Here is a 24,466-nt window from a genome sequence, read left to right on the forward strand (position 1 = left end):
AAATCCAGGTAAGGGCAATGAATTTTAGCATTCCTGCGCCTTTTACGGCGATACATACGATATTCGACCTCGCCTTCACCGTCGGGCTGGACACGTTGCTTGGGGACATTCAACGGGCAGTCAGCGCTCCTCTCGTGGCCTGCGTGACGCTATGGATCATTGTCCAGGGCATCCTCGTAATGCGTGGGGAAATGGACGCACGGGGCGGAATCACCCGGGTAATCATGGTATCGGTAGTTGTTGCTCTTATCGTTGAGCAGGCGGAATATCATGATTACGTTGTCTCGGTTTTCGAGGATACGATTCCGAATTTCATTCAACAGTTCGGTATCAGTGGGCTTCCTTTGCAGACGATTCCTGCTCAGCTCGACACGATGTTTTCACTCACGCAAGTAGCCTTTCAGAAGATTGCTTCTGAAATTGGGCCGATGAACGATCAAGACATCCTCGCCTTTCAAGGCGCACAATGGATTTTCTATGGAACGCTTTGGACTGCGTTTGGAATCTACGATGCCGTCGGAATCCTCACCAAGGTGCTATTGGCGATCGGTCCATTGATGCTCGTTGGCTATCTCTTCGATCGCACTAGAGACATGGCCGCGAAATGGATCGGCCAGCTCGTCACTTATGGCATACTTCTGCTTCTTCTAAACATAGTGGCAACTATCGTGGTTCTGACGGAAGCGACGGCACTCGTGCTAATGCTCGGGGTTATCACTTCTGCTGGCACAACGGCGGCCAAGATAATAGGCCTCTATGAACTCGACATGTTCTTTCTGACCGGCGACGCCTTGATCGTCGCTCTTCCGGCAATCGCCGGGAATATTGGAGGGAGCTATTGGAGCGGTGCGACGCAAACGGCCGGTAGCTTAAATCGCCATTTCGCCCGGACAATCCGCCGTTAGTCCCAGCTTCACAAATGGAGGATTTCCTTGAAGTACTTTCTATTGTTTTTGATCATCGGCTTGGCGTCTTGTCAGACAAGCGATCAGTTGGCGACTTGTAAGGGGCCTATTTTTCCGCTGAACGTCGGGCGATGGCAGCCTGCTCAGTCGGACCTTCAGCCTACCAACGCAGGAGAGGCTAATGAACGGCTCTGAATACGCGCTGTTAGTAGAGCGGGAAGCATTGGCGGACCACTATAAGGAAGTAGAAGCATTTCAGTCTGCACGTGCTAGATCAGCTCGGCGAATCTCTAGAGCCTTGGCTGCTTTGGCTGTCATTGCAGTCGCAGGAAACGTGGCGCAGGCCTTCGCTATCGCCGTCATGCTTCCGCTGAACAAACTTGTTCCAGTATATCTGTGGGTGCGCCCAGACGGTACAGTTGACAGTGAGGTATCTATTTCGCGGTTGCCGGCGACGCAGGAGCAAGCGGTCGTGAATGCGTCTCTATGGGAGTATGTTCGTCTGCGGGAGAGCTACTCGGCGGATACAGCCCAATACGCCTATGATCTGGTCTCGAGCTTCAGTGCCCCAACGGTGCGTCAAGATTATCAGCAGTTCTTCAATTACCCCAGTCCTAGCTCCCCCCAAACCATCATTGGTAAGCGCGGAAAGCTGGAAGCCGAGCACATCGGCTCAAACGAACTTATGACTGGCGTCCAGCAGATCCGCTACAAACGCACTCTCATCATGGAAGGGCAAGCTCCAATAGTAACCACCTGGACCGCAACGGTACATTATGAAACGGTAACTAACTTGCCCGGCCGATTGAGGCTGACAAATCCAGGCGGCTTAATCGTTACCTCCTATCAAACTTCGGAAGATACCGTTTCGAACACGACGCGGAGCCAGCAATGATCAAGAATTTGTTTCTGGGCCTGGTTTGTATCCTCTTTGTAACCAGCGGCGCGAACGCGGAAGACACGCCAGCGGCAGGCAAACTGGATCCACGTATGCGCTATCTCGCCTACAATCCCGATGAGGTTGTGCACCTTTCAACCGCTGTTGGAGCCACATTGGTCGTAACATTTGGGTCCAATGAAGCGGTGACAGCCGTCGCCGTTTCCAACAGCAAAGATCTCGCTGCGCTCCCACGCGGCAATTATCTGTTTTTCAAGGCCAGCAAAGTGCTGCAGCCGCAGCCTGTGATCGTCCTTACCGCAAGCGACGCAGGAATGCGGCGCTATGTTTTCAGCCTCGCGACCAGAACGATGTCTCGGCTCGATAAAGAGCAGCCTGACCTCTACTACAGCGTACAGTTCACTTATCCTGCCGACGTTGCCGCTGCTCGCCGAAAAGAAGCGGAGCAGAGAGATCTTGCGGATCGGATGCGGGCGCAAGCACAATATCAGCGTCGAGCCGAGGACTTGCTCGAGCGTCCGCCAGCAGGTGGCAGCACAGATGCGAAAAATTGGAGCTATGTCGCGCAAGGAGACCGCTCGCTATTACCGCTCGAGGTTTTCGACAACGGGTATTCCACGACATTTCGCTTTCCCGGAAACGTGCGTGTACCTTCAATCTACGTGATTAACCCAGATGGCAAGGAAGCCACGGCCAACTATTCAGTTAAGGGAGATTACGTTGAAGTAGCATCAGTTTCCAGGGAATGGCGTCTGCGGGACGGCCATACAGTACTTTGCATCTGGAATAAGGCATATGACGCCGTCGGACGGAAGCCGGGCACTGGCACAGTCAGACCCGATGTAGTGCGCGTGCTGAAGGAGACGAGGTGATGGAGGACGTGAATGCCCAATCCAGAGAAGGTATCGACGCGCCCGGATCCCTCGTCACCGATCCTCATGGCCGGCGCCTCTCGGGGTCGCAAAAGCTCCTTGTTGCGGGTTTAGTCCTGGTACTGTCGTTGAGCCTCATTTGGCTCGGGGCGCGTTCAAAGAAAAGGACCGAGCCGTCTCCACCAAACACAATGATCGATGCCAACACGAAGCCCTTTCGGCCGGCCCCGATTGATATTCCCGCCAAACCGGCAATGACACCGCCAGCTGCGGAAGCAACGGTTTTGCCGTCGGATCAACATCAGCGAGAACACAACGAACTGAGGCCCGAAGAAACACCGATCTTTGCCTACAGCGGAGGTGATCAGAATGGTGTCAAATCCGCCCCACACGCTGATATTCAGAACGGTGGCCAAGACAATAGAAACGCCAACTCCCTAGCCGCGTCGGAGGATTCTGCTGAGAACGATCTCTCTGTGCGCTTGAAACCGACAGTGTTGCAGCCTAGCCTCGCTATACTTTTGCCGCACCCAGATTTCACTGTTACGCAAGGAACGATCATTCCCTGCATACTGCAAACCGCCATTGATACAAATCTGGCAGGGTATGTGAAATGTGTACTTCCTCAAGACATACGCGGAGCAACCGGAAATGTTGTGCTTCTGGATCGCGGAACGACAGTTGTCGGCGAAATCCAGCGTGGACTGCAGCAGGGAGACGCCCGCGTTTTCGTTCTCTGGAATCGCGCGGAGACGCCCTCACACGCCGTCGTCTCTCTTTCCTCCCCGGGGGCCGACGAACTCGGCCGTTCCGGACTGCCGGGTACGGTCGACAATCATTTCTGGAAACGCTTTAGCGGGGCCATGCTCCTGAGTGTCGTCCAGGGCGCAGTCCAGGCGGCAAGTAGCTACGCAGGGAATTCGACCGGCGGGACCAGCTTCAATAGTTTCCAAAACAATGGCGAACAAGCGGCCGATACGGCCCTAAGGGCGGCCATAAACATTCCCCCAACCTTGAAAAAAAATCAGGGTGACACGGTCTCGATCTTCGTCGCGCGGGATTTGGATTTCTCAGGAATCTACCAGCTTCATATGACTGGTGGATCGGTGAAACGTCGGCATCTGCGCTAATGCACAGATAGCCAAAGCTGCGAGATGCATCCAATGGAAGTAAATCCGCAATTGCGCGCCCTTCTTAACCCAGTCTTGCAATGGCTCGATGACCCGAGGACTGAAGAAGTTGCCATAAACGGACCGGGAGAAGCCTTTGTACGCCAAAGTGGCGTCTTCACGAGGTTCGCCGCACCGTTCTCTTATGATGATCTCGAAGACATCGCCATTCTAGCAGGGGCATTGCGAAAACAAGATGTCGGCCCCCGCAACCCTCTTTGCGCTACCGAGCTCCCAGGTGGCGAGCGGATGCAAATCTGCTTGCCGCCAACGGTACCCTCTGGCACCGTGAGCTTGACAATTCGACGACCGAGCAATCGTGTCTCTGAATTGGGGGAAGTCTCGGCTCGCTACGATGTTCGTCGATGGAATCAGTGGCAAATCCGGACGCAGCGACGAGATCAACTAGACGAAGCGATTCTGCGCGACTACGACAATGGCGATCTGGAATCATTTTTACGTGCATGTGTTATCGGTAAGCGGACGATGTTGCTTTGTGGGCCGACCGGAAGCGGCAAGACCACGATGAGCAAGACCTTGATCAGTGCTATTCCGCGGGAAGAAAGGCTGATAACCATTGAAGATACGCTCGAACTCGTCATTCCACATGAGAACCACGTCAGACTGCTCTACTCCAAGAGTGGGGCAGGGCTAGGTGCAGTGACTGCGGAACAGCTGCTCCAGGCAAGCCTTCGGATGCGGCCTGACCGAATATTGCTCGGTGAGATGCGCGACGACGCGGCGTGGGCGTACCTGAGTGAGGTGGTCTCAGGCCACCCCGGATCGATTTCAACCATACATGGGGCGAATCCCGTCCAAGGCTTCAAAAAGCTGTTCTCACTTGTGAAGAGCAGTGTGCAGGGGGCATGCTTGGAAGATCGCACACTGATTGACATGTTGGCAACGGCAATCGATGTCATTGTTCCCTTCCGTGCTTACGGCGATGTTTACGAAGTGGGCGAAGTATGGCTCGCCGCCGATGCCCGCCGACGCGGTGAGACGATAGGGGATCTTCTAAACCAGCAATAGAGCCGCACGGAGGTCTGCTCGCGCAGATTTTAAAGCGTTACAAGTGTAGCGCGCTGCAGCAACTCCTGTCATCAATCTGAAACCTTCCGTTAGCATTTTTGTCATGCACGGCTTGGCCGAAATTTTGCCGAACTACCCTCATAGTGAGAGAAAATGATCAGGTTGAGGCTGAGACGTACATCCTCTGCTTGCACGAATCTATCGATTCTGCAGAATCCCATACGGAGGCGAACTGGTGAAACATGTTCTTGTCATCGATGACGATGCCGCGATGCGCCATCTTATTACCGAGTATTTAACGATTCATGCCTTAAGGGTCACCGCGGTATCAGATAGCCAGCAATTCAACCGGGTACTTGCATCAGAGACGGTCGATGTCGTCGTCGTGGATCTCAATTTAGGGCGTGAAGACGGACTTGAGATCGTTCGCAGTCTCGCCACAAAATCCGATGTTCCAATTATAATCATCAGCGGTGATCGCCTTGAGGAGGCGGATAAAGTGGTGGCGCTCGAGCTGGGAGCAACGGATTTTATCGCGAAACCTTTCGGAACGCGCGAGTTCCTAGCACGCATCCGTGTCGCATTACGCGTGCGACCGAATGTCATGCGAACCAAAGACCGGCGTTCATTTTGTTTCGCCGGCTGGACACTTAGTCTCAGACAGCGGCGATTGGTATCCGCACAAAATGGCGAGGTGAAGCTTACGGCAGGGGAATTCAATCTGCTCGTCGCTTTCCTGGAAAAGCCACGCGACGTGCTTTCCCGAGAACAGCTCCTCATCGCGAGCCGAGTGCGTGAGGAGGAAGTATATGACAGAAGCATTGATGTTCTCATTTTGAGGCTCCGCCGAAAGCTTGAGCAGGATGCAGCGAGCCCAAACTTGATCAAAACTGCCAGGGGTGCCGGCTATTTCTTCGACGCTGATGTGGATGTTTCCTATGGAGGTCTGATGGCGGCCTGAAGCAGCGACGCATATGCCTTTTTCGATCTGATCCTAGGACGCGGACTCGTTAATTGAAGCGATCCAGATTCTCGTCGCGGCAAGTTTGAGCCCGGCAAGGTAGTTGTCAGCACGTCTGTCGTATCGTGTTGCCAGACCACGCATCTGTTTGATGGTTGAAGAAACGCTCGATCAGATTGCGCTGGCGATAGACCCAACGGCTGAAACTGAAGGTCTGTTTTCGGTTGGCCTTGGCGGGGATGTTTGCCCAGCATTTGCGTTGCTTGGCGAAGTTACGGATCGCGTCGGTGTCATAGGCCTTGTCGGCAAGCAGTGTCGTTCCGGGCCGAATGTCACTCAGCAGCTTTTCGGCCATAGGAGCATCGGCGGCCTGACCGGCGGTCAATGCCAGTCGAACCGGCAAACCATCAGCATCGACGAGCGCGTGGATCTTTGTCGTCAGGCCGCCACGCGAACGTCCCATGCAAGGATCGGCAGATCCCCCTTTTTTTCGTTTGCACCATGCTGGTGAACGCGGACGCAGGAAGAATCGATCATGACGATCTCTCCGGCATAATGCCTTGAAACAGCGCCGGGAAGGCGATCCCAGACGCCTGCCTTGCGCCAGCGAGAGAAGCGATTGTAGAGCGTCGTGCGCGGACCATAGCGCTCCGGTACATCACGCCAGGATGAACCTGTCCGGAAACGCCATAGGATACCATTGATCACCCGGCGGTCATCCACGCGCTCAACTCCACGGCTGTTGGTCGGCAGCAAAGGGGCGATAACCGCCCATTCCTCGTCGGTCAGTTCGTGACGGCGCATAACAATCTCCTTTCCAGGAAATTGAATCACACAACGTCATCAACATGAACCCCGTTATGGGGACACAGCCTAGAGTGAGCTGGCTGTGTTGTAGCTGGGTAGGGGCTGCCTCATTGCCTGCTGTCGAATACAATACCGCCGTCAAGTGACCGGCCTCATCATATTAGCGTTCTTTTCTTATCTTCTCTTCGGCAAAGAAAGATGCAAGTGCGGCCGTAGCCAGTTTGTGGCCAAAAGCCCTGGCGGTCTCCAATCTCAATGGATCAAAGTGATTGCGTGCGACTTCTAACAGCGATACCGGGAACATGCGAGAAGTCAGGACAACGATAGGTTTTTCGACTACTTTTGAGATCGGGTAGCTTTGAGGCCCCGTGCTAAATGATCCGTCCGCCAACATGTTCTCAAAATCGGCGAGCGCACGGCGCAAGATCATCTGCAGCGCCTTGGTAGCGCTGTACTGCAGAATCAAGTTGTCATATATCTTCGATACCTCAGGAGCGGGGGGGCGTGCCGAAAGAAAGACCTGGACTTTTTCCGGCGGCGCAGTCGAACTCAAGGCGTCCGCCGTTAGCATTGATTGCCGATCGAAGTTGTCACGACGTTTGGCGGCGATAGGAGGCGCTGGTCGTTTTTCCTTTCCGGCTCTTTCAGGTAATTGCGAAGGCGCCAAGTTTTGCGAGGAAAGAGCTGGGATTGGGTGAACGATCGGTCGCGCGGCAGCAAGCCGTCTTGCTTCACCGACAGACAAAGCAGGTTTGCGGATCCCCATCTTCAATTCCCCAAGGTATCGCCAATCAATTCTGAAATTGTTACGAGTTCCTCCATCGCAATTCTGAGGTTCCGCTCAAGGAGGCGCATCGTCGGATCATTTGTCGTGTTCAGCAATGTGAGATGCAACATGCCACGCTCTTTCATTGCAGCGAACGCGTCTCGTTCATGCATTGGAGATTGTACGACAGGCAGATTCACCAGCATGTCTGACATCGCGCGTTGTGACGTGGTTAATCGGCCAACCGGGACTCGCTGGCGTAACACGGCGGTCGGAATCACTAAGTTCTCGCTCAGCAGCAGCTCGACAACATAACGATATGTCGAAAGTGCCTCATCGATATCCAGCGGCGTTAACATTGTCGGGATCAGAAGCAGGTTTGAGCTAGCGATGATTGTGTTATTGAGCTCGCTCGAACCACCATGCGTATCGGCCAGCGCATAATCAAATTCCTGAAGCTCGGCGTCCTCATAAGCCGCTTCAAGAAGCGACATTTCTTCTGCAGCGTACACCTCGCAGGATGTATCCCAGGTGTTGCTACGCATCGCGTTTTCTTTCCATCGCGTTAACGGCCGGTTCTCGTCCGCATCGAAGAGAGCCACTCTTTTGCCGTCTCTTGCAAACGCAGCGCAAAGGCCCATGAGCGCCGTGGTTTTGCCGGCGCCTCCTTTAAATGAGCAAAATGTCAGAAGTTTCATAAGTTTATCCTGGCGACGTTGTGAACGAAAGTGCGTCTGTATCATTGTTTGTATGTGTGACTGTCTGTATAGCGAAATTATCAGGAGTATATTTCAATTGCATTGAAGGATAGTTGCAAATGTAACTATATAGATCCGAATATGAACAGTATATTCTTGAATTTATTCTGTTGGCGGCTAGGCTCCCTCAGTCTCAACTGGAGAATTTCACTCCGGAACAAATCCAGATCATTCCGTTTTCTATGGAGCAAGCCATGTCGCAAAGCGAAAAATCCACTTCAAGTGACATTGTCGACCGGCGTGAAGGCCCGAAGATTGAAGGTTTCAAGGTCGTTAGCACTCGTTTGCGATCGTCGGAATATGAGAGCTTCTCTCGCCAAGCCCGTCTGCTGGGGCTCTCCGACAGCATGGCCATAAGAGTTGCGGTTCGCCGCATTGCCGGCTTTCTCGAAATCGATGCAGAGACTCGTCAGATGATGGAAGCCATTCTTCATTCAATAGGAGCACTCTCAAACAACATTGCCGCGCTGCTGTGTGCCTATGCTGAAAATCCGACAACGGATTTGGGCGCTCTGCAAGCTGAACGAAACGCTTTCGGTAAATCGTTCGCTGATCTCGACGGTTTGCTCCGTTCCATTTTGTCCGTATCACGGCGACGGATCGACGGTTGCTCCATGCTGGCGGACGCCTTGCAGCATTAACGTAGCACTTGGGGGAATCTGTTGGATGCCCGATCGGTCTCAAGTCATCATCCGCATTGTGCCGGGAGGTGGGACGAAGACCCTCCAACAGATTATCAACCAGTTGGAGTATCTATCTCGGAAGGGCAAGTTGGAGCTGCAGCGTTCGGCCCGACATCTCGATACTTTCGTACCACCGGATGAAATCCGCGAACTCGCCCTAAGCTGGGTTCAAGAAACCGGGACTTATCACGAAAGTCGGCCAGACGAGGAAAGGCAACAGGAGTTGACGACCCACATTATTGTAAGCTTCCCTGCCGGTACAAGTCAGGTAGCAGCTTATGCAGCGAGCCGGGAGTGGGCAGCCGAGATGTTTGGGTCAGGCGCAGGGGGAGGCCGATACAACTATCTTACAGCCTTTCACATCGATCGCGATCACCCACATCTGCATGTGGTCGTTAATCGTCGCGAACTTTTGGGGCACGGCTGGCTGAAAATATCCCGGCGCCACCCCCAACTGAATTATGACGCCTTGCGCATTACAATGGCCGAGATTTCACTTCGTCATGGCGTCGTCCTCGAGGCGACGAGCCGAGCTGAGCGCGGCATCTCGGAGCGGCCGATGACTTTTGCCCAGTATCGACGCCTGGAGCGGCAGCAGGCCAATCAAATTCGTTTCGAGGATATTGATTTCGAAGAATTCTCGCCTGGGGGAAACGACGGAGAACCGGATCAATCTTTTAATTCTTCGTACGGTTCGCTGCCTCAAAACGTGTCAGAAAACTTGCGACGAAACGGCGGTCTGCAATCGGTGTCTGAAGTACGTTCCCGGGCACTGATCGGATCGAACGGCAACGGTGTCACGCCCGATCGTGTATCATCTGGAAACGATTCCCGTTCTCAATCCGGCAGCGATAAAGCCTTTGTGGACGATGGCAACTTGAGGAACGGCCCTCTCACCATCGCCGGAGACGGCCAGGATCTTGAAGGCCGTTCTGGCATGCATCGTTTGGCAACCGAACCCGTCACGCACACAACAAGCGAAGATGATGTTCGGCAACGGCCTCATCGAAAACGGCCTCGCGGTGATGAGGAAGAGCAGAGCGGCGCAAAACTGACCAGGGTAGACGGAATTCGGACGGGAGTGACAATCAGCGCCGTACCGGTTGCCCAGGACGATCCGATTACATCGCCGATCCAGCCCCCTGGATCAAATCCGTTGGATGACCCGGGGCAGACCAACATCGCTACGGACGCATTGCCTCCGACAGCCGATCGCCGGCAGCAGGGAGAGCCAAATTCTAAGCGTCCTCGTGATGATGACGCCGAGCCGAGCATTCGTAAGCGGTCAAGGGACGGGCGCAGCCAAGGGGATGAGGGAAACAGAAGGTAGAAAAGGATCGATCATGGCAGATGAAGAATTTCGTCGAGACTTCAGCCGCTCCGCTACGTTGAACTCGAATAACGAAGGCGCTACAGGCGCACCAATCCCGGATACATCGGTGTCGACTGCCTTCCGACAAAACCGCAGAGAACACTTAACGACCAGTTCCTTACGGCCATTAATTACTGGTGGGGCCGGCGACCTTCCAGGCACTTCCCCCGAAAATCAACGGCCGACAACCCATGCCCCGAATACAGCAGAAATACTCCCGGTGAGATCAGCCGAAGCTCCGGCTGGCCAATCAGCGGTCTTTCCGAGGAGCAAGGGGTATTTTCGTACGGCCATGCAATACCTGCGGGAGATTGAAATGCAGTCCACTGCCAGGGCGGACCACGAGGCGACGTCGTCGTCACGTTTTGGCAAGGGGGAAAGAAAGCAGCTGCGCGAACACGAGCAAACCGGTGATCAAAGTGAATCAATGGCGAAGCGGAGTACCAGCTCGGGAATGCAGGTGGGAACTATTGCCGCGTCTTTGGCTATGAAAGATAGCTCGACCGCGACGCCGGCTTCGCAAGGGCCGCACCGGTCTGGGATGGAGCTGGATAATATCGAAGGGACTGGAGAGAGCCGTACGCAATCTCAGCACGAAATTGCGACACAACCTATTGCCACAAGCGCTTTTGGTTCAGGTCATGATGTGATCATTCCTGGAGAGGGCCAGCCTGAAGAAACATTCGACGGCGCACCATATTGGATGGTAGAAAGCGGGGATAGCGAGACCAATAGCCTTCCGTCGATCCAACAAGGCTTATCTTGGCCAGGGTTAGATGACCTTGATTTGCTCGCCGACAGCAGTTCACCGCTCAGTACTCAGGTTGTTCCTCCTGACGTAGCCGCTACGAATTTAAGCACTGAGGCAGGGTCCGCCAGCGTCGAAAGCACCCAAATCCTCGCCGACAGTGCCTATTCCGACGACGCGACCGAAACCGGTGGCCAAACAGCTTCAGGATCGATCCATGAAGGTTCAGTTCGTTCGCTTGGCTCACCGGAGGAACGCTTCGACGCCTTTCCCGAGTTGACCGACGAGGACTTGGCGCAGATTGACGCATTCTCGCGAGCCCGCTCTCCTTCGAGGCGAGATGCTGCGCACGCTATTCATGCGGTCAGCTTGGATGATGCCTTCTCACGCAAGGATCTTGCCGCGGGCCACGACGGCCGGCTTACGAATCCTGCGTTCCGTCAGGAGGCTTCTCTGCAGGAATCGAGCCCATCAGAAACGAAGTCCGACGACTTCCCGGAATTAACCGACGAGGACCTGGCACGGATCGACGCACTCTCCGAAGCCCGCTCAACTTCGAGGCTGGATGTTGCACGCACTATTCATGCGGTCAGGTTGGAGGCCTCTCGGCAGGACCCGAGCCCATCAGAAATGAAGTCCGACGACTTCCCCGAATTGACCAAAGAGGACTTAGCCCGGATCGACGCACTCTCTGGACCCCGCCCGACTACGGGGCGGGAAGGTGCGAACACTATTCAGCCAGTCAGGTTGGACGATGCTTTCTCAGCCGAAGATTATACCGTGGGCCGCGGCGGCCGGCATACGAATCCTGCGTTCCATGAGGAAGCTTCTCGGCAGGACCCGAGCCCATCAGAGATGAAGTTCGATGGCTTGCCGGAGTTGACCGACGAGGATCTGGTAAGGATTGACGCAATCTCTGAACCGCGCTCGAAGAGATCTCGCTCCGAGCAGGTTGTCGGGGGAAAATCTCATAGGCTCAAACTGAACGAGGCTATCGAGGAGGCGGGCTCGCCCACTACCGTTTCGGGAACAAGCGCCGCCAGGGCGGCACCTATCACGCTCGAAAGCGGAGTACCTAGGTTGCCGCAGGCTACCCATACGGAACTTCCTGGCTCGGACGTTGCGGGTCCACTGCGGATCGGGAAGGCGTCGTGTGCCGATATACGGCGAGATGTTTCGGATAAAGGGAAACGAAAAGTCTCGTCAGATTATCAGATTCAGCAAGGTCCTGGCGCGTCCTATGCTTACCAGCCGCGACGCATGCCGACGGAAGCGATTTTCGATGCTGAACGGCTTGGTGACGAAGTGCTCATCGGGAATGAGCCAGTTCCGCGGTGGCCTTACCCCTGGGAGCACGTTGTTCGTTTTGAAACAGGCAAGCAGCTCTTCGAAAGATTGCAGAAGTGGCCGACTGCGGAGGAGTTGGAAAACAGTGTGATCCTCGTCAAAGCGGATAGCGCGCAACGATCCTATATGCCCCGAAATCAGCTGCTCTTGCATCTCGGATCCGAAAAGTATTACGAACGAATGAAAGCGCTCGGTCTATCCGATAATACCTTCAGCGGATTGAAGTCCGATAGCAAATATTTTTATGATACACCTGCTGGACCACGGGTAAGTGAACATGATTATGAGTTCCCGCGGCAGGCAGGCGTGCATAATCCAGAGGTGATGGTTCAGCATCATAGCGGAACCTTCTTCGCGTTTTGGCCAAAACTTCTCAGGCTGGAAAAGCTTGCGACAGTAACGAATACGTATGGCGCGGAAAATGTTTGGCTCAAATCGCCAGCCAATGCTTACATGACGCCGGAAACCTATAATTCCAAGGTTGCGAACGGCGCCGAAAACCTTTTCATCGAGTTCCTACGTCCCGCTCCTGTCCACGACCACCTGCGGGAACCTGGAACTTCAAACGCAAAAACTGTTGACGGACGAAACGAAGATCGCGCGCAACAGGCCGACCGGTTAGCAGATCAGTCGATGGGCCGGAACGGGGACGGCCGTGACGCGCAGGGTGGTAAGAGAACCTTGGAACCGCGCGTGCGCGAAAGGTATGGGCTGTAGATCCAGCTGCCCGTAAAGCAAACAGCCGTCCAATAGGATAAACGGAGCGTGGTCACGTGATGAATTCAGGCAAGTACACGCCAATAGGCCTGGCTGCGAGCATAGCATGTTCATTGGCCGTGGGGTTTTGTGCGGCCAGTCTCTATGTCACATTTCGCCATGGCTTTACGGGCGAAACGATGATGACTTTCAACGTTTTTGCGTTCCTGTACGAGACACCGCCTTATTTGGGATACGCAAGTCCTACGTTCTATCGCGGACTAGCCATCATCGTTGCGACGTCAACGCTCGTGTTGCTATGCCAACTACTGTTATCGATGCGCGAGCGCGAACATCACGGCACTGCTCGCTGGGCCGGCTCCGGCGAGATGCGGCACGCCAGGTACCTCCGGCGCTACAGTCACGTCACGGGTCCCATCTTCGGCAAGACATGTGGACCACGTTGGTTTGGCAGCTACCTAAGTAACGGAGAACAACCTCACAGCCTTGTTGTCGCGCCAACTCGCGCTGGTAAGGGTGTCGGCGTCGTTATCCCGACGTTGCTAACCTTCAAGGGCTCAGTAATTGCCTTGGATGTGAAAGGCGAGCTATTTGAACTCACATCGAGGGCGCGTAAATCAAGTGGCGACGCGGTTTTCAAGTTCTCGCCCTTAGATCCAGAGCGGCGAACGCATTGTTACAATCCCGTGCTGGATATTGCCGCGTTGCCGCCCGAACGGCGCTTTACAGAAACGCGCCGCCTCGCTGCGAATCTCATCACAGCCAAAGGCAAGGGAGCCGAAGGTTTCATCGACGGGGCACGGGATCTTTTCGTAGCAGGCATATTGAGTTGCATTGAGCGCGGCACACCAACGATCGGTGCCGTTTACGATCTGTTTGCTCAGCCGGGTGAAAAGTACAAACTATTTGCGCAACTCGCGGAGGAAACACAAAACAAAGAGGCTCAGCGTATCTTCGACAATATGGCGGGGAATGACACCAAAATCCTGACATCCTACACATCGGTGCTCGGCGACGGCGGACTCAATCTTTGGGCCGATCCACTCGTTAAAGCGGCTACAAGCACCTCGGATTTTTCCGTCTACGATCTGCGGCGGAAGAGGACTTGTATTTATCTTTGTGTCAGCCCGAACGATCTCGAAGTCATAGCGCCCTTGATGCGTCTTCTCTTCCAGCAGGTTGTATCAATCCTGCAGCGATCGCTGCCACTTGGAGATGAACGGCACGAAGTTCTGTTTCTCCTCGATGAGTTCAAGCACTTGGGCAAGCTGGAAGCTGTGGAGACGGCAATTACGACGATCGCCGGCTACAAGGGCCGCTTCATGTTTATTATTCAGAGTCTTTCGGCTTTGACAGGAACTTATGATGAAGCTGGTAAGCAAAATTTTCTCAGCAATACGGGTGTGCAGGTATTCATGGCGACTGCTGATGACGAGACGCCCAACTACATTTCCAAAGCTATCGGCGACTACACATTCCAGGCTCGCTCAACGTCGTACAGCCAAGCGCGCATGTTTGATCATAACATCCAAATCTCCGACCAAGGAGCACCGCTTTTGCGCGCCGAACAAGTCCGCCTACTCGACGACGATTATGAAATAGTCCTTATCAAAGGCCAACCTCCCCTCAAACTGAGAAAAGTGCGATATTATTCGGATTTCATATTGAAGCGAATTTTCGAAAGCCAACACGGTTCCCTTCCCGAGCCCGCATCTTTGATGTTGCCGGGAGACACAAACCTCGTTGAAGGCAAGCTCGACCAGGGAACAGCCGATACAACTTCGCAAAAACCGGTGCAGATTGAAGAGAACGACCATGGGGAAGTCGTTTCCCCCCAAAACAGAACTGTGGCTGATGGAGTAATGCCAATAGAAGTTCGCCCCCGTTCAAACGAAGTTGATGACGAGCGGGAATACCAAGGCGCGGACGCCGCAACCTCTGAGAAGCTTCCGGAAATTGCTCCGGCTCTTTTGGCGCAGCGCGAACTCCTCGACCAGATCATTTCGCTCCAGCTACGAGGTAGAACAGCCTCCGGCACTTGAAGCTCGATGTGATACCGCTTCGGATCGAGTCTTGTTAGCGCCGTCAGATGTCCCGTTTCGGGAATGCATTACCAACGTTGAAGGTTGCCAATTGATGAGACATCGCCATGAAACCGTCGGGAAGCTCAAAAACTGGATACGCCGGGTCGGCTAGATCCTCGCCCCAGGTTCGCGCAGGGGTTACGCCTGTCCTTCATCCCAAAGAGCCTTGGAACCGTTTTGCTTGCTCCCCATCTGACGGCCAAATGGATCACCGGGAAAATTTATCTGCGCAATTCGCTTACGATGGAATGAGACTGGGCGCAGCCGAGCGGTCCGCGTACGAGACATGGGATAGAGCGGACCGGCCGAGTTGGAAAGACCTGATACTGAGCGCTCGCCTGAACGCGATTGACAGTTTCGCTTGGAATGTCGATGTCGGAGAAAGTACCTCTTCAACTTTTGTTTATGATGGTGTTCCTCTGGCGGAAGGGGAACGGCATGCCTACGAGGAATGGGTGGAGCCGGGACAGCCCAGTTGGCAACAACTCGTTGTGAACGCGCGTATTGAAGAGCTAAACACCTCTGCTGCAATTCCGAATGAGTGTAGTCCCCTTCAAGAGGAATTCCGATCGGAGGCGCCTAAGCGTAAGCGGACAAGCTCCATTGGTCAAAAGAACGGTTTCCCTGAACCATTCGAATTTGATGGGATGAGACTCGGCTCGCCTGAGCGCGAAGCATATGAGAATTGGAGTAAACCGCAACCGCCATCCTGGAAAGACCTGATAGTTGACGCCCGTCTTGACGCAATCGACACCTCCACCTGGCTCAACGAATCAAATGACACCTCGGTCTTCGAGTACGAAGGCGTCCCGCTTGGGGAGGGGGAACGCCTAGCATATGAAAAATGGCTCGAGCCCGCGCAACCAGGATGGGAAGACCTGGTTGTGGACGCACGCGTTGCGGAATTGCACCAGTCTGCTCCGACGTGGTGCGAACACCAACCAGGCAACGACGTTTCTTCCAACGAGTCCGGGCGCATCTCGGGCGTCCCAATTAACGCCGAGCAGGTGTCGCGTGCGTTCTTCGTGTACGATGGAGTGGCGCTCGGAGCAGCCGAGCGCGCTGCGCATGATCGTTGGAGCAGGCCGGACCGGCCCACCTGGGAAGATCTTATCATAGTCGCGCGCCAAGCTGCTATCGAAGGCGGTGCCGTTTCGAATGGGATGATCGGGAAGACATCTTCCTCAGTCTTTTTATACGAGGGAATGTTGCTTGGGGATGCGGAGCGTCAGGCGTACGGACGGTGGAGGCAGCTAGCCCAGCCGCGGTGGCAAAATCTGGTGGTGAACGCGCGCCTGGCAGAGCTCGACCCGGCGGCCTGGATTCCCGATGAACATGATCCGTCTGAGGATGGCGGGGCGACTGGTCTTCTGTCGCAAGCAAGCACGACCAATAAGTCCCGCCTCAGTTTAGGTGATCAACCGGAAGCGCGCTCGCCTAGTCTCGCACGTGAGCCAGCACAACAGCCGACTCACGTGCAAAACCTGACGTGCGCACAATTGGAAGCAAGACGTGCTCTATATTTCGGGCCCTCTGGGAGGGATGCAGACCAAACCGCCAGCATCGCCGACAGTAATCGCCTCGACGAGGTAAGCAAAGTTAAACGGCTGGGTGCCAAGAGCCGTCGAGGCGCTAAAGCAACGGCCTATGACGTAATTTCAAGTGCGGAAAGACTGTCGTCTCACGAGGGTTGTTTGACGGTTCAGTCCACTCAGCCAGAAAAAGCCGCTTGCTCGAGAAGCGACAATATCGGCACTTATGGAAGTCGAAAAAACGAACGAGCTCGGCTTGCGACCGAGACCGGGAAATACGAGTCGGAGCATATTTTCGGGTTCAAGGTTGTCCACGATACCCTGCGCTCGACCAAAGAGGGCCGGCGGCTGGAAAGGCCTATGCCCGCCTATCTCGAATGCAAGGAACTTCATCGACAACATGTTGGTACGGGAAGGGGGCGGACCCGACTGGTGGGGCGCGGCTGGCCAGATGACGCAAGTTACCGCTCGGATCAAAGGGCAACTCTATCGGACCCTGTTGCGTCCACGGAAGGTGCAACGGCGTCAAACGGGTATCAATTAAACCAGCTAGGCTACGCACACCAGCTCGCTAACGACGGGCTGCAGAGCGAAACGCCAGATGGGGTTATCATGCCGCTTCAGGTCGCGACTACTAGCTACAACTATACGGTAAGCCGCGATCCGGTACTTTCTCCGCCCAGTAAAGAGCAAGCTCCGGAATTGTTGCACCTTGGGCCACGTGGCCAGACAGAAGCTGTACTCGCTCGCGAAACAGCATTGACAGGAAGATGGCCAACACGCGAGCGTGAGCAGCAAGTCTATCGAGAGTTTTTAGCCCTTTATGACGTCAAGAAGGACCTGGAGGCCAAGACACTTGGGTTGCGGAAGAAAAAAGCTGCGCTTGTTTCCGCGTTGAACCGGACTGCCGCCTCAATAGGCACTTCACCCTTGAAAGCCCAATCGTCGAGCGCAGAAGTTGAAAAAGCAACTCACGAGTTTGATGAACGACGGGTTTATGATCCGCGCGATCGCGGTCGGGACAAAGCATTACAACGGTGACAAAGCTGGAGATGACCATCGTTAGCGGACTTTGTATCGATGCTTAAAAATGATGGTTCAGCATTTGAACCGCAGGCTGTACTGCTACTCTTTGAAATCCCCCGCAAAAAACGCGCCGTAGTGCAATCGATCGCCAGGGCCTGAATTTCAGTTGAAACACGATGTCCATTCAACGCCTTAAGCGCAGGTGTTAGACTTCGCATATCCTTGATCCGCGTTGGAGTGTGAGTTATGCTCGAAGACGGCCAGAAAATGCAGGAACGCGAGCTTTCGGTCCTCGGTGGTGATAAGACCGAAAGTGCAGCCACCTTACCGAATGACATTTTGGTGGAAGTTGCCAAACATCTGCCGACCGACGATCCAGTCGAAACGGCAGCCAACCTCACAAGCTTTAAACTTGCGAGCCCGTCGGTTCGGGCATCGGTCGATCAGAGCGATGTCGGAACGTTCCACCGAAGCGTAAATCGACTGGGTGCCTCAAGCAAGGCATTGTATGACCTGGCTGTACCCCGGAACGGCTTTGCCGAGTATCCGAACTATCCGGAACCGGACCCTGCTGGCGAGTTTGCGCTGGCGAGCCAGCGCATCAGGACAATTGGTCCAACTTTGAAGTTCCAATCGCCCGCCAGGAAAACAGCGATCGTCAATCACATTCTCAATATGTCGGAAGGCGGTGAGCAGGCGGAGGCGATTATGTCGATGACGTCCCATTTGAGTGACCTCGAGAGGGCCGACAAGAGACGCCTTATCGACAGAGCAATTGAATACTTCAAGGTAGACGGGCCTATCAACTACGACAGTCGCCATTATGCAGCCTACGCGATTGCAGCGGCGCACAACCAGTTGGAACTCGAACACAAGTCACAAATCTTCGATGCAATGGCGAAGAGACCCCAGCTTGCGAGACTCTACGCCGACGAACGCATCCATGCGCAGGAGCATTTGGGGCTTGCGTCGACATCCGAAGGTCCGCACGAGCGGAGCAATAAACAACTGGCCACGGACATTCTTCAGATCGAACAAAAAATCCGCACTGAGCTCCTTCCCGAAACTCTCAGTGCTCACGACCAGATGGTAAAAGCGGAAGGAATCGCTGGATCGATTGAGAAGGCTTACCGCGATGCTCGCGCGAACTTAACCCGGGCACCGCGAGGGAGGTCAAATTCTGATCTCAGCCGGTAGAACTTGGTCTGAATATTCGATTATTTCTCCGACGAAAGCACTTGGTTGACGAGCGAATTTTTAAACGAGCATCGATAAAGCGTGCACAGGGAAGGCCCACCTAATGGTCAGTATAAATAAAAAAGCCCCGCAGAAATCTTCTACAGCGACCACGCGCAATTCTGATGAACGCCTGGTTGATCAGTTAGGGCAGGCGTACCTTGTGGAACGCGAGGCGCAGGAAAGGCGCGCGCGACTTGAAGCGCCGCCGGCGTTGAAAAAATATGCCTCGAAACTGCAACTCCTCAATAAGCTCGATGCAGATTTCCGTGGTGTGATCGCCCACAAGCCGTTTCGCAGCGAGCAACTGCGGGTCGATAGCAATGGAGAATTGACCCATAGTCGGGGTCTCATAAAAAAGAAGAAGAAGGTTTTCATTCGAGATCAAACAACTGGCTCCCTTCGGCTTATTCACTACGAGAGGTCTGACTGGAATAGTGTCCGTCGCTATGACTACGACCAGAACGGCGTGTTGAGCGAGAAACATATCAAAAGCAAAGCCGGTGCCTTCGAAGAAAAATGGGAGCGGGACGAAAACGGTGAACTGATGCGCACCCGATACATCGATCGGCGCAGACTTACTGGACGGGCGTTGCATCCCATTTCCGAGGAAATCGGACGTCCTTATGAGAGTGGCCTGGAGAAGAGGCTTTATCGCGTTTTAACGCGTCGGGAGGGCTCCCAACAAAAGACTTTCGAACGCGATGACAAGGGTAATCTGGAGCTCATTGCAAGCAAACGGATGGGCTATTCGATGTCTTCACAAAAGGCACCGGATCGACAAACATCTAGAACAAGTATCCGCAAGCTTGGCGGAGCTTTCAGTGAATCATATAGATCCCGGCTGGATAAGGACGGCCACGAGTTAGGTCGGGATGTCTCCGCACATCGAAGCCTCCTCAACAAGCGTTCAGCCGTCTACGATGACGCTACAGGGGAGCTAAAGAGCAGCAAGCACACGTTTGGGAAGATATACAAAGCGGAAGCGACATACCTGAACGCCGAAATCAAAGAGGTCTCCAAAAAAATCCTCGGAGTTACGGTCGGTAAAGAATTGAAGACATTAAGTGGACGCGAACTCGAGGCTCAAGTATTACGTGCCGCGGAACGTGCCCTCCATAAACAGGCCTGGCAGCACCCTTCAGCTAACCCCTCGCGGTCGCAGCGGGAAAATACCAACAGTCATCTTGGAAACGAACTTGATGGGCCGCTCGAATCGGATATGACCGTCGTCCATCAAGCCGGATCCGGGTTCGTCGGCGACGATCGCCACGTTCATGATGGCGGTGGATCCAGGTTGAATGAATTGCACGAATCGCGATCGTCGAATGATAGGGAAAAGCTTAGTTCGCCGAGAGCCGAAATTTGCGACCGCTCGATGAATCGGGATCGCACCGGCTCAGGTACTTTGTCGCGATGATAGCTAAACTAGGGGGGCACACACCGAGTTGTCAAGTCGCCCCCCGGCAAATGAGCTCATCCCTGCTGCCATATTCCCAAACTACCAACGTTTCGCGTCAAAATGATCACTGAGAAATCCGTGCCATCCCCGAAAATAACTGCCACGAGTGTCTCATCGAAGCCCACCTGCCGTGTCGTGCGGCCCGGCAGCACCTATGCCGGAAAACAGGGTCTCAATTATTTCGAAGGGATTGCGGCCGAGACAGTGGGCTCGACGGGGATCTGCATGCATCTTTTAACCATACCGCCGGGCGCCCGCGCCAAGGCGCATTTGCACGCCTCGCATGAGACAGCGATCTATGCGATTTCCGGAGAGACGCATTGCTGGTTCGGCGACCAGCTGGAAGAACACGTCATCGTTCGCGAAGATGAGATGTTCTATATTCCGGCTGGCGTTCCGCATCTTCCCGCCAATCTCAGCGACCGGCCGGCGACAGCGGTCATCGCCCGCACCGACCCGAAGGAGCAGGAAAGCGTCGTCCTGTTGCCGGATTTGGAGGGGTATGTGCCGCGTTGAACGCCACCCGGCGGACCCAACCTGGTGCAATGCTACGAGTCAGTTTACTGTAGGGTAAGCATCCGGTGAAGGCCGCAGGTTAGGCTGCTTTAGCTTTCAATCCGTGCGGCTGCCAATTCCACGGAAGCAATTGCTCGAGCTTACTGATTGGCGTGTCGGCGATGCGGGCCAGGAGGTCAGCAAGCCAAGCCTGCGGATCGACGTCGTTGAGCTTGGCACTTTATGCCGACCGGCGAACTATGCCTATTAATCAAGTTTTTTCCAACGTTTCCGGCAGCATAGCGGTCGCCCAGTCGGCATAGCTTAGGGTCTCTCCGTCGCAATTGACGCGAAGGAGAGGACACATGAACACAACTGACTATTTGAATCGCAGCGCCCTATATCGGAAGCTGCTCCACGGTCCGTATCGGGAGTTTGCGCGTGTTTACGCCGCCAGCATGTCGAAAGAAGGCTTGGGTCGGCAATGCACGTGGCGCTCGCTGAGCCTGTTTCGAGACCTGATGGACTGGCATGTTGGCAATGGATATGCCCCGCAGGATTTGAGCGAAGCTTATGTCGATCGTTTTCTTGAGCATCGCTTCAAACACTGGAGTCCCGATACGGGCGACCGATCGGCACTCCGACGCGTGCTTTCAGCGTTACGGGAAGAGGGCTTAATACCAGGTGCGCTTCCGGTTGAGCGCACTGAGCACGAGCAGATCGTCGATGTATTCGGGGCATATCTCTCGAATGAGAGAGGGCTCGCCGCCTCGACGGTGGGGAGCTACAAGCTTCTGTCACTTCGATTTCTGCGGGAGGTCTGTCCTGCCGGCGCGAATGGGTTTGCAGCGCTCACCCCGGAGATTGTCATCGGGTATGTCGAACGACATGCGCTCGATGGCTCCGCCGACAGCGGCAAGGCAATGTGCGGAGTCGTGCGTGCCTTACTGCGCTACTTGCATTTGAAGGGCTTCATTTCGACGGCGTTGGCCGATTGCGTGCCATCCATCCGCCGCTGGCGACTTGCCGGCCTTCCAACCTTCCTGCCGCCAGAGAAGGTCCAGAAGGTTCTCGATGCCTGTGACCGGACGACGGCAATGGGACATCGGGACTATGCGGTTCTGATGATCTTGGCCAAGCTCGGTTTGCGCGCTAGCGAAGTTGCTACCCTCAATCTCGATGATATCGACTGGCAGTCGGGCACGATTCTCGTACACGGAAAGGGACGGCGGCAAGCGACTATGCCGCTGCGTCACGACGTCGGAACAGCTATCGTGGCTTATATCCGGCATGGGCGTCCCGCTTCGGCGTGTCGGCGAGTTTTCTTGCGAACACTTGCGCCGCACGTGGGCTTTGCCTCCGGCTGCGCCATCACGATGATCGCGAAGCAGGCACTCGAGCGGGCAGGCATTGATGGCTATGCCCATCACGGCGCCCATCTTTTCCGCCACAGCCTCGCGACCGACCTTTTACGGTCGGGTGCCAGCTTTGCCGAGATCGGCCAACTGCTCCGTCATCGAAGCATCGACAGCACAAGGATCTATGCCAAGCTCGATGTTGACAAGCTGCGTGGACTGAGCCTGCCCTGGCCGGGAGGTGTCCAATGAGCCGGCTTCGCACTGCCCTCAACCGCTATGTCGGCATGCGCCAAGGGCTGGGATACAAATATGATGGGCCGGCACGACGGTTGTCGGCATTCGTCACCTTCATGGAAGCCCGCGGCGCCGAGACCATCACGTCGGACCTGGCAATGCAGTGGGTGACGTCGATGGGCCGACAGCCGAGTTGGTCCATCCGCCTGGCTGATGTGCGCTGCTTTGCCCAGCACCTCAGTCATTTCGATCTTCTGACGGAAGTGCCACCGAGCGACGCAGTGCCGCCGGCACGGCGGACAAAGCCCTACATCTATAGCGACATTGAGATTCAGGCGCTGCTGGCGGCAGCACTGTCGCTGCCGCCAGCCAACGCCCTTCGACGCTGGACGTATCACTGCCTGTTCGGACTGATAGCGGTCGCCGGACTGCGCCATTCTGAAGCGCTCGGCCTGCTCCGGGCCGACGTCGATCTCGAGCAGGGCGTCCTCACTATCCGAGAGACAAAGTTCGGCAAGTCACGGCTGGTGCCGCTGCATGCCACGACAATCGCTGTCCTTACAAACTATGCTGCCCGACGCGATGCACACCTTGGCACGCCGCGCAGTCCCTATTTCTTCGTCGCCGAACAGGGCGGCAGATTGCTGCATCAATACGTGCACCGGGTGTTCTGGCGACTATCCCGGCAAATTGGTTTACGGCAGGAGGGGGATCGCGGTGGCCCGCGGGTTCACGATCTTCGTCACCGTTTCGCCGTCCAAACCCTGATCAACTGGCATCGCGCTGGCGAAGATGTGGAACGCGAGCTGCCGGTACTCTCGACCTTCCTCGGCCATGCCAATGTTCGCGACACCTACTGGTATCTGTCCGCCGCGCCGGAGCTGATGAATCATGCCGTTCGGCGATTGGATAAGCGGTGGGAGGTTCGGTCATGAGACGAACGAACGACTTAGCCGTGCTGATCGAGCGGTGGTTCACAGATCGGCTCATGAAGCATCGAGGTGTAAGTTCCAACACCATTGCCTCCTATCGAGACACGTTCAGGCTCCTGTTTGCGTTCGCGCAGGCGCGCCTTGGGAGGTCCCCATCTCAATTGACACTGCGGGATTTGGACGCTCCGTTCATCGGCGCATTCCTGGAAGTCCTCGAGACGCAGAGAGCCGCCTCGGTGAGGACCCGGAATCTCCGCCTCACAGCCATTCGATCTTTCTTCCGATATGCGGCGTTCGAGGAGCCGGCACATAGCGCCCACATCCAGCGCGTGCTCGCGATCCCCAGCAAGCGATGCGACAAGCGGCAGCTTCAGTTCCTAACCAGGCCCGAGATTGAATCGATCCTGGACTGCACGGATCGAAGCACGTGGCTGGGACGCCGCGATTACACTCTGCTATTGCTGGCCGCGCAAACGGGGCTGCGGGTTTCGGAAGTCATCGACCTCGACCGAGACTCGGTAATGCTCGGCCGCGGTGCGCATGTGCAATGCGTCGGTAAGGGCCGCAAAGAGCGAAGTACGCCGCTCACAAAGGTTGCACAGGAAGCCCTCCGGCGTTGGCTCAAGGAACCAGGGAAGCGAGGCGCAACGGCTCTCTTTCCGAATATGCACGGTGGCAGGCTCAGCGCCGACGGCGTGCAGGCACTGCTGAACAAATATGTCGCCAAAGCGCGCGAGCACTGCGTCTCCCTCCGCTCGAAGCGGGTGTCGCCCCACGTCTTGCGGCACAGCGCTGCCATGGAGCTACTACAGGCGGGCGTCGACTGCTCGGTCATTGCCCTGTGGCTGGGCCATGAGGCGATGGAAACGACGCTGACCTATCTTCATGCACATCTTGAACTGAAGGAATCGACACTCGCAAAGCTGAAGCCGTACGAACGCGCCAAGGCCGAGCGATTTCGACCAAACGACCGGCTTCTGGAATTCCTGAACGCCCTCTGAGCATGAGAACTATGCCGAGTGCCAACGACGGGTCTTCGACCAAAACGGCAAGAGAAGCGCGTTTCAACTGGTAA

Annotated in this window: 20 protein-coding genes and 2 pseudogenes; 18 read left to right on the forward strand and 4 right to left on the reverse strand. The window is 55.2% G+C overall.

Going from position 1 to position 24,466, the window contains the following annotated elements:
- The first annotated feature begins 17 nt into the window (after nt 1-17).
- The 7 genes from M0412_RS25080 to M0412_RS25110 all read left to right on the forward strand — a co-directional run bounded on the left by M0412_RS25080 (nt 18) and on the right by M0412_RS25110 (nt 5,834).
- Complete coding sequence (locus tag M0412_RS25080) at nt 18-905, forward strand: type IV secretion system protein (protein WP_010900347.1); 888 nt, start codon at nt 18-20, stop codon at nt 903-905.
- A gap of 87 nt (nt 906-992) precedes the next feature.
- Nucleotides 993-1,100 (forward strand): type IV secretion system lipoprotein VirB7, encoded by a 108-nt coding sequence (locus M0412_RS25085; RefSeq protein ID WP_371338341.1) that lies wholly within the window; start codon nt 993-995, stop codon nt 1,098-1,100.
- Nucleotides 1,087-1,800 (forward strand): type IV secretion system protein VirB8, encoded by a 714-nt coding sequence (locus M0412_RS25090; protein WP_012476032.1) that lies wholly within the window; start codon nt 1,087-1,089, stop codon nt 1,798-1,800. Before M0412_RS25085 ends, M0412_RS25090 begins: the two co-directional genes overlap by 14 nt.
- Nucleotides 1,797-2,675 carry a P-type conjugative transfer protein VirB9 gene (virB9, locus tag M0412_RS25095; protein ID WP_012476033.1) on the forward strand — a complete coding sequence of 293 codons (879 nt, stop codon included), beginning with the start codon at nt 1,797-1,799 and terminating at the stop codon, nt 2,673-2,675. Before M0412_RS25090 ends, virB9 begins: the two co-directional genes overlap by 4 nt.
- Nucleotides 2,675-3,805, forward strand: coding sequence for a type IV secretion system protein VirB10 (gene virB10 / locus M0412_RS25100; protein ID WP_012476034.1), 1,131 nt, complete (start codon nt 2,675-2,677; stop codon nt 3,803-3,805). The genes virB9 and virB10 overlap by 1 nt, the downstream gene beginning before the upstream one ends.
- A gap of 33 nt (nt 3,806-3,838) precedes the next feature.
- Entirely contained in the window at nt 3,839-4,873 is a 1,035-nt protein-coding gene (gene virB11, locus M0412_RS25105) for a P-type DNA transfer ATPase VirB11 (RefSeq protein WP_012476035.1), read from the forward strand.
- 235 nt (nt 4,874-5,108) lie between these two features.
- Nucleotides 5,109-5,834, forward strand: a complete 726-nt coding sequence (locus M0412_RS25110) for a response regulator (RefSeq protein ID WP_012476036.1) — start codon at nt 5,109-5,111, stop codon at nt 5,832-5,834.
- Nucleotides 5,835-5,867: 33 nt separating this feature from the next.
- On the opposite strand, the pseudogene M0412_RS25115 reads toward M0412_RS25110, so the two are convergent.
- From M0412_RS25115 to M0412_RS25125, 3 genes and pseudogenes are all read right to left on the reverse strand, one after another.
- Nucleotides 5,868-6,638: pseudogene (locus M0412_RS25115) on the reverse strand (IS5 family transposase).
- A gap of 163 nt (nt 6,639-6,801) precedes the next feature.
- Nucleotides 6,802-7,407 carry a conjugal transfer protein VirC2 gene (locus M0412_RS25120; RefSeq protein ID WP_010900354.1) on the reverse strand — a complete coding sequence of 202 codons (606 nt, stop codon included), beginning with the start codon at nt 7,405-7,407 and terminating at the stop codon, nt 6,802-6,804.
- A 2-nt stretch (nt 7,408-7,409) separates the two neighbouring features.
- Nucleotides 7,410-8,105 (reverse strand): conjugal transfer ATPase VirC1, encoded by a 696-nt coding sequence (locus tag M0412_RS25125; RefSeq protein WP_012476039.1) that lies wholly within the window; start codon nt 8,103-8,105, stop codon nt 7,410-7,412.
- Nucleotides 8,106-8,359: 254 nt separating this feature from the next.
- Here M0412_RS25125 and virD1 point away from each other — a divergent pair, with 254 nt between their 5' ends.
- From virD1 to M0412_RS25165, 8 genes are all read left to right on the forward strand, one after another.
- Nucleotides 8,360-8,806, forward strand: coding sequence for a T-DNA border endonuclease subunit VirD1 (virD1, locus tag M0412_RS25130; protein WP_012476040.1), 447 nt, complete (start codon nt 8,360-8,362; stop codon nt 8,804-8,806).
- Nucleotides 8,807-8,831: 25 nt separating this feature from the next.
- Nucleotides 8,832-10,178 carry a T-DNA border endonuclease VirD2 gene (locus M0412_RS25135; protein WP_012476041.1) on the forward strand — a complete coding sequence of 449 codons (1,347 nt, stop codon included), beginning with the start codon at nt 8,832-8,834 and terminating at the stop codon, nt 10,176-10,178.
- Nucleotides 10,179-10,536: 358 nt separating this feature from the next.
- Nucleotides 10,537-13,032 (forward strand): virA/G regulated protein, encoded by a 2,496-nt coding sequence (locus M0412_RS25140; RefSeq protein ID WP_173992072.1) that lies wholly within the window; start codon nt 10,537-10,539, stop codon nt 13,030-13,032.
- A 59-nt stretch (nt 13,033-13,091) separates the two neighbouring features.
- Nucleotides 13,092-15,074, forward strand: coding sequence for a type IV secretion system ATPase VirD4 (gene virD4 / locus M0412_RS25145; protein WP_012476043.1), 1,983 nt, complete (start codon nt 13,092-13,094; stop codon nt 15,072-15,074).
- Between the two features lie 245 nt (nt 15,075-15,319).
- The gene (locus M0412_RS25150) at nt 15,320-17,689 is read left to right on the forward strand and encodes a virA/G regulated protein (RefSeq protein ID WP_236771576.1); all 2,370 of its coding nucleotides are present in this window, start codon (nt 15,320-15,322) and stop codon (nt 17,687-17,689) included.
- A 231-nt stretch (nt 17,690-17,920) separates the two neighbouring features.
- Complete coding sequence (locus M0412_RS25155) at nt 17,921-18,871, forward strand: hypothetical protein (protein WP_077768107.1); 951 nt, start codon at nt 17,921-17,923, stop codon at nt 18,869-18,871.
- Between the two features lie 103 nt (nt 18,872-18,974).
- Entirely contained in the window at nt 18,975-20,330 is a 1,356-nt protein-coding gene (locus M0412_RS25160; protein ID WP_012476046.1) for a hypothetical protein, read from the forward strand.
- 102 nt (nt 20,331-20,432) lie between these two features.
- A complete protein-coding gene (locus M0412_RS25165) occupies nt 20,433-20,888 on the forward strand; it encodes a cupin domain-containing protein (protein ID WP_012476047.1) in 456 nt (151 codons plus the stop codon).
- Between the two features lie 79 nt (nt 20,889-20,967).
- On the opposite strand, the pseudogene M0412_RS25170 reads toward M0412_RS25165, so the two are convergent.
- Nucleotides 20,968-21,108: pseudogene (locus tag M0412_RS25170) on the reverse strand (transposase domain-containing protein); the annotation flags it as partial.
- 124 nt (nt 21,109-21,232) lie between these two features.
- Between M0412_RS25170 and M0412_RS25175 the strand changes: the two are divergent.
- The 3 genes from M0412_RS25175 to M0412_RS25185 are packed head-to-tail and all read left to right on the forward strand — an operon-like array spanning nt 21,233 to nt 24,392.
- Nucleotides 21,233-22,474: a site-specific integrase gene (locus M0412_RS25175; protein WP_012476048.1), complete on the forward strand. Its 1,242-nt coding sequence runs from the start codon at nt 21,233-21,235 to the stop codon at nt 22,472-22,474.
- Nucleotides 22,471-23,394, forward strand: a complete 924-nt coding sequence (locus M0412_RS25180; RefSeq protein WP_077768106.1) for a tyrosine-type recombinase/integrase — start codon at nt 22,471-22,473, stop codon at nt 23,392-23,394. The genes M0412_RS25175 and M0412_RS25180 overlap by 4 nt, the downstream gene beginning before the upstream one ends.
- A complete protein-coding gene (locus M0412_RS25185) occupies nt 23,391-24,392 on the forward strand; it encodes a tyrosine-type recombinase/integrase (RefSeq protein ID WP_077768105.1) in 1,002 nt (333 codons plus the stop codon). Before M0412_RS25180 ends, M0412_RS25185 begins: the two co-directional genes overlap by 4 nt.
- Nucleotides 24,393-24,466: the final 74 nt, after the last annotated feature.

Source organism: Agrobacterium sp. O3.4, assembly GCF_041414895.1.
Lineage (GTDB): Bacteria > Pseudomonadota > Alphaproteobacteria > Rhizobiales > Rhizobiaceae > Agrobacterium > Agrobacterium cucumeris.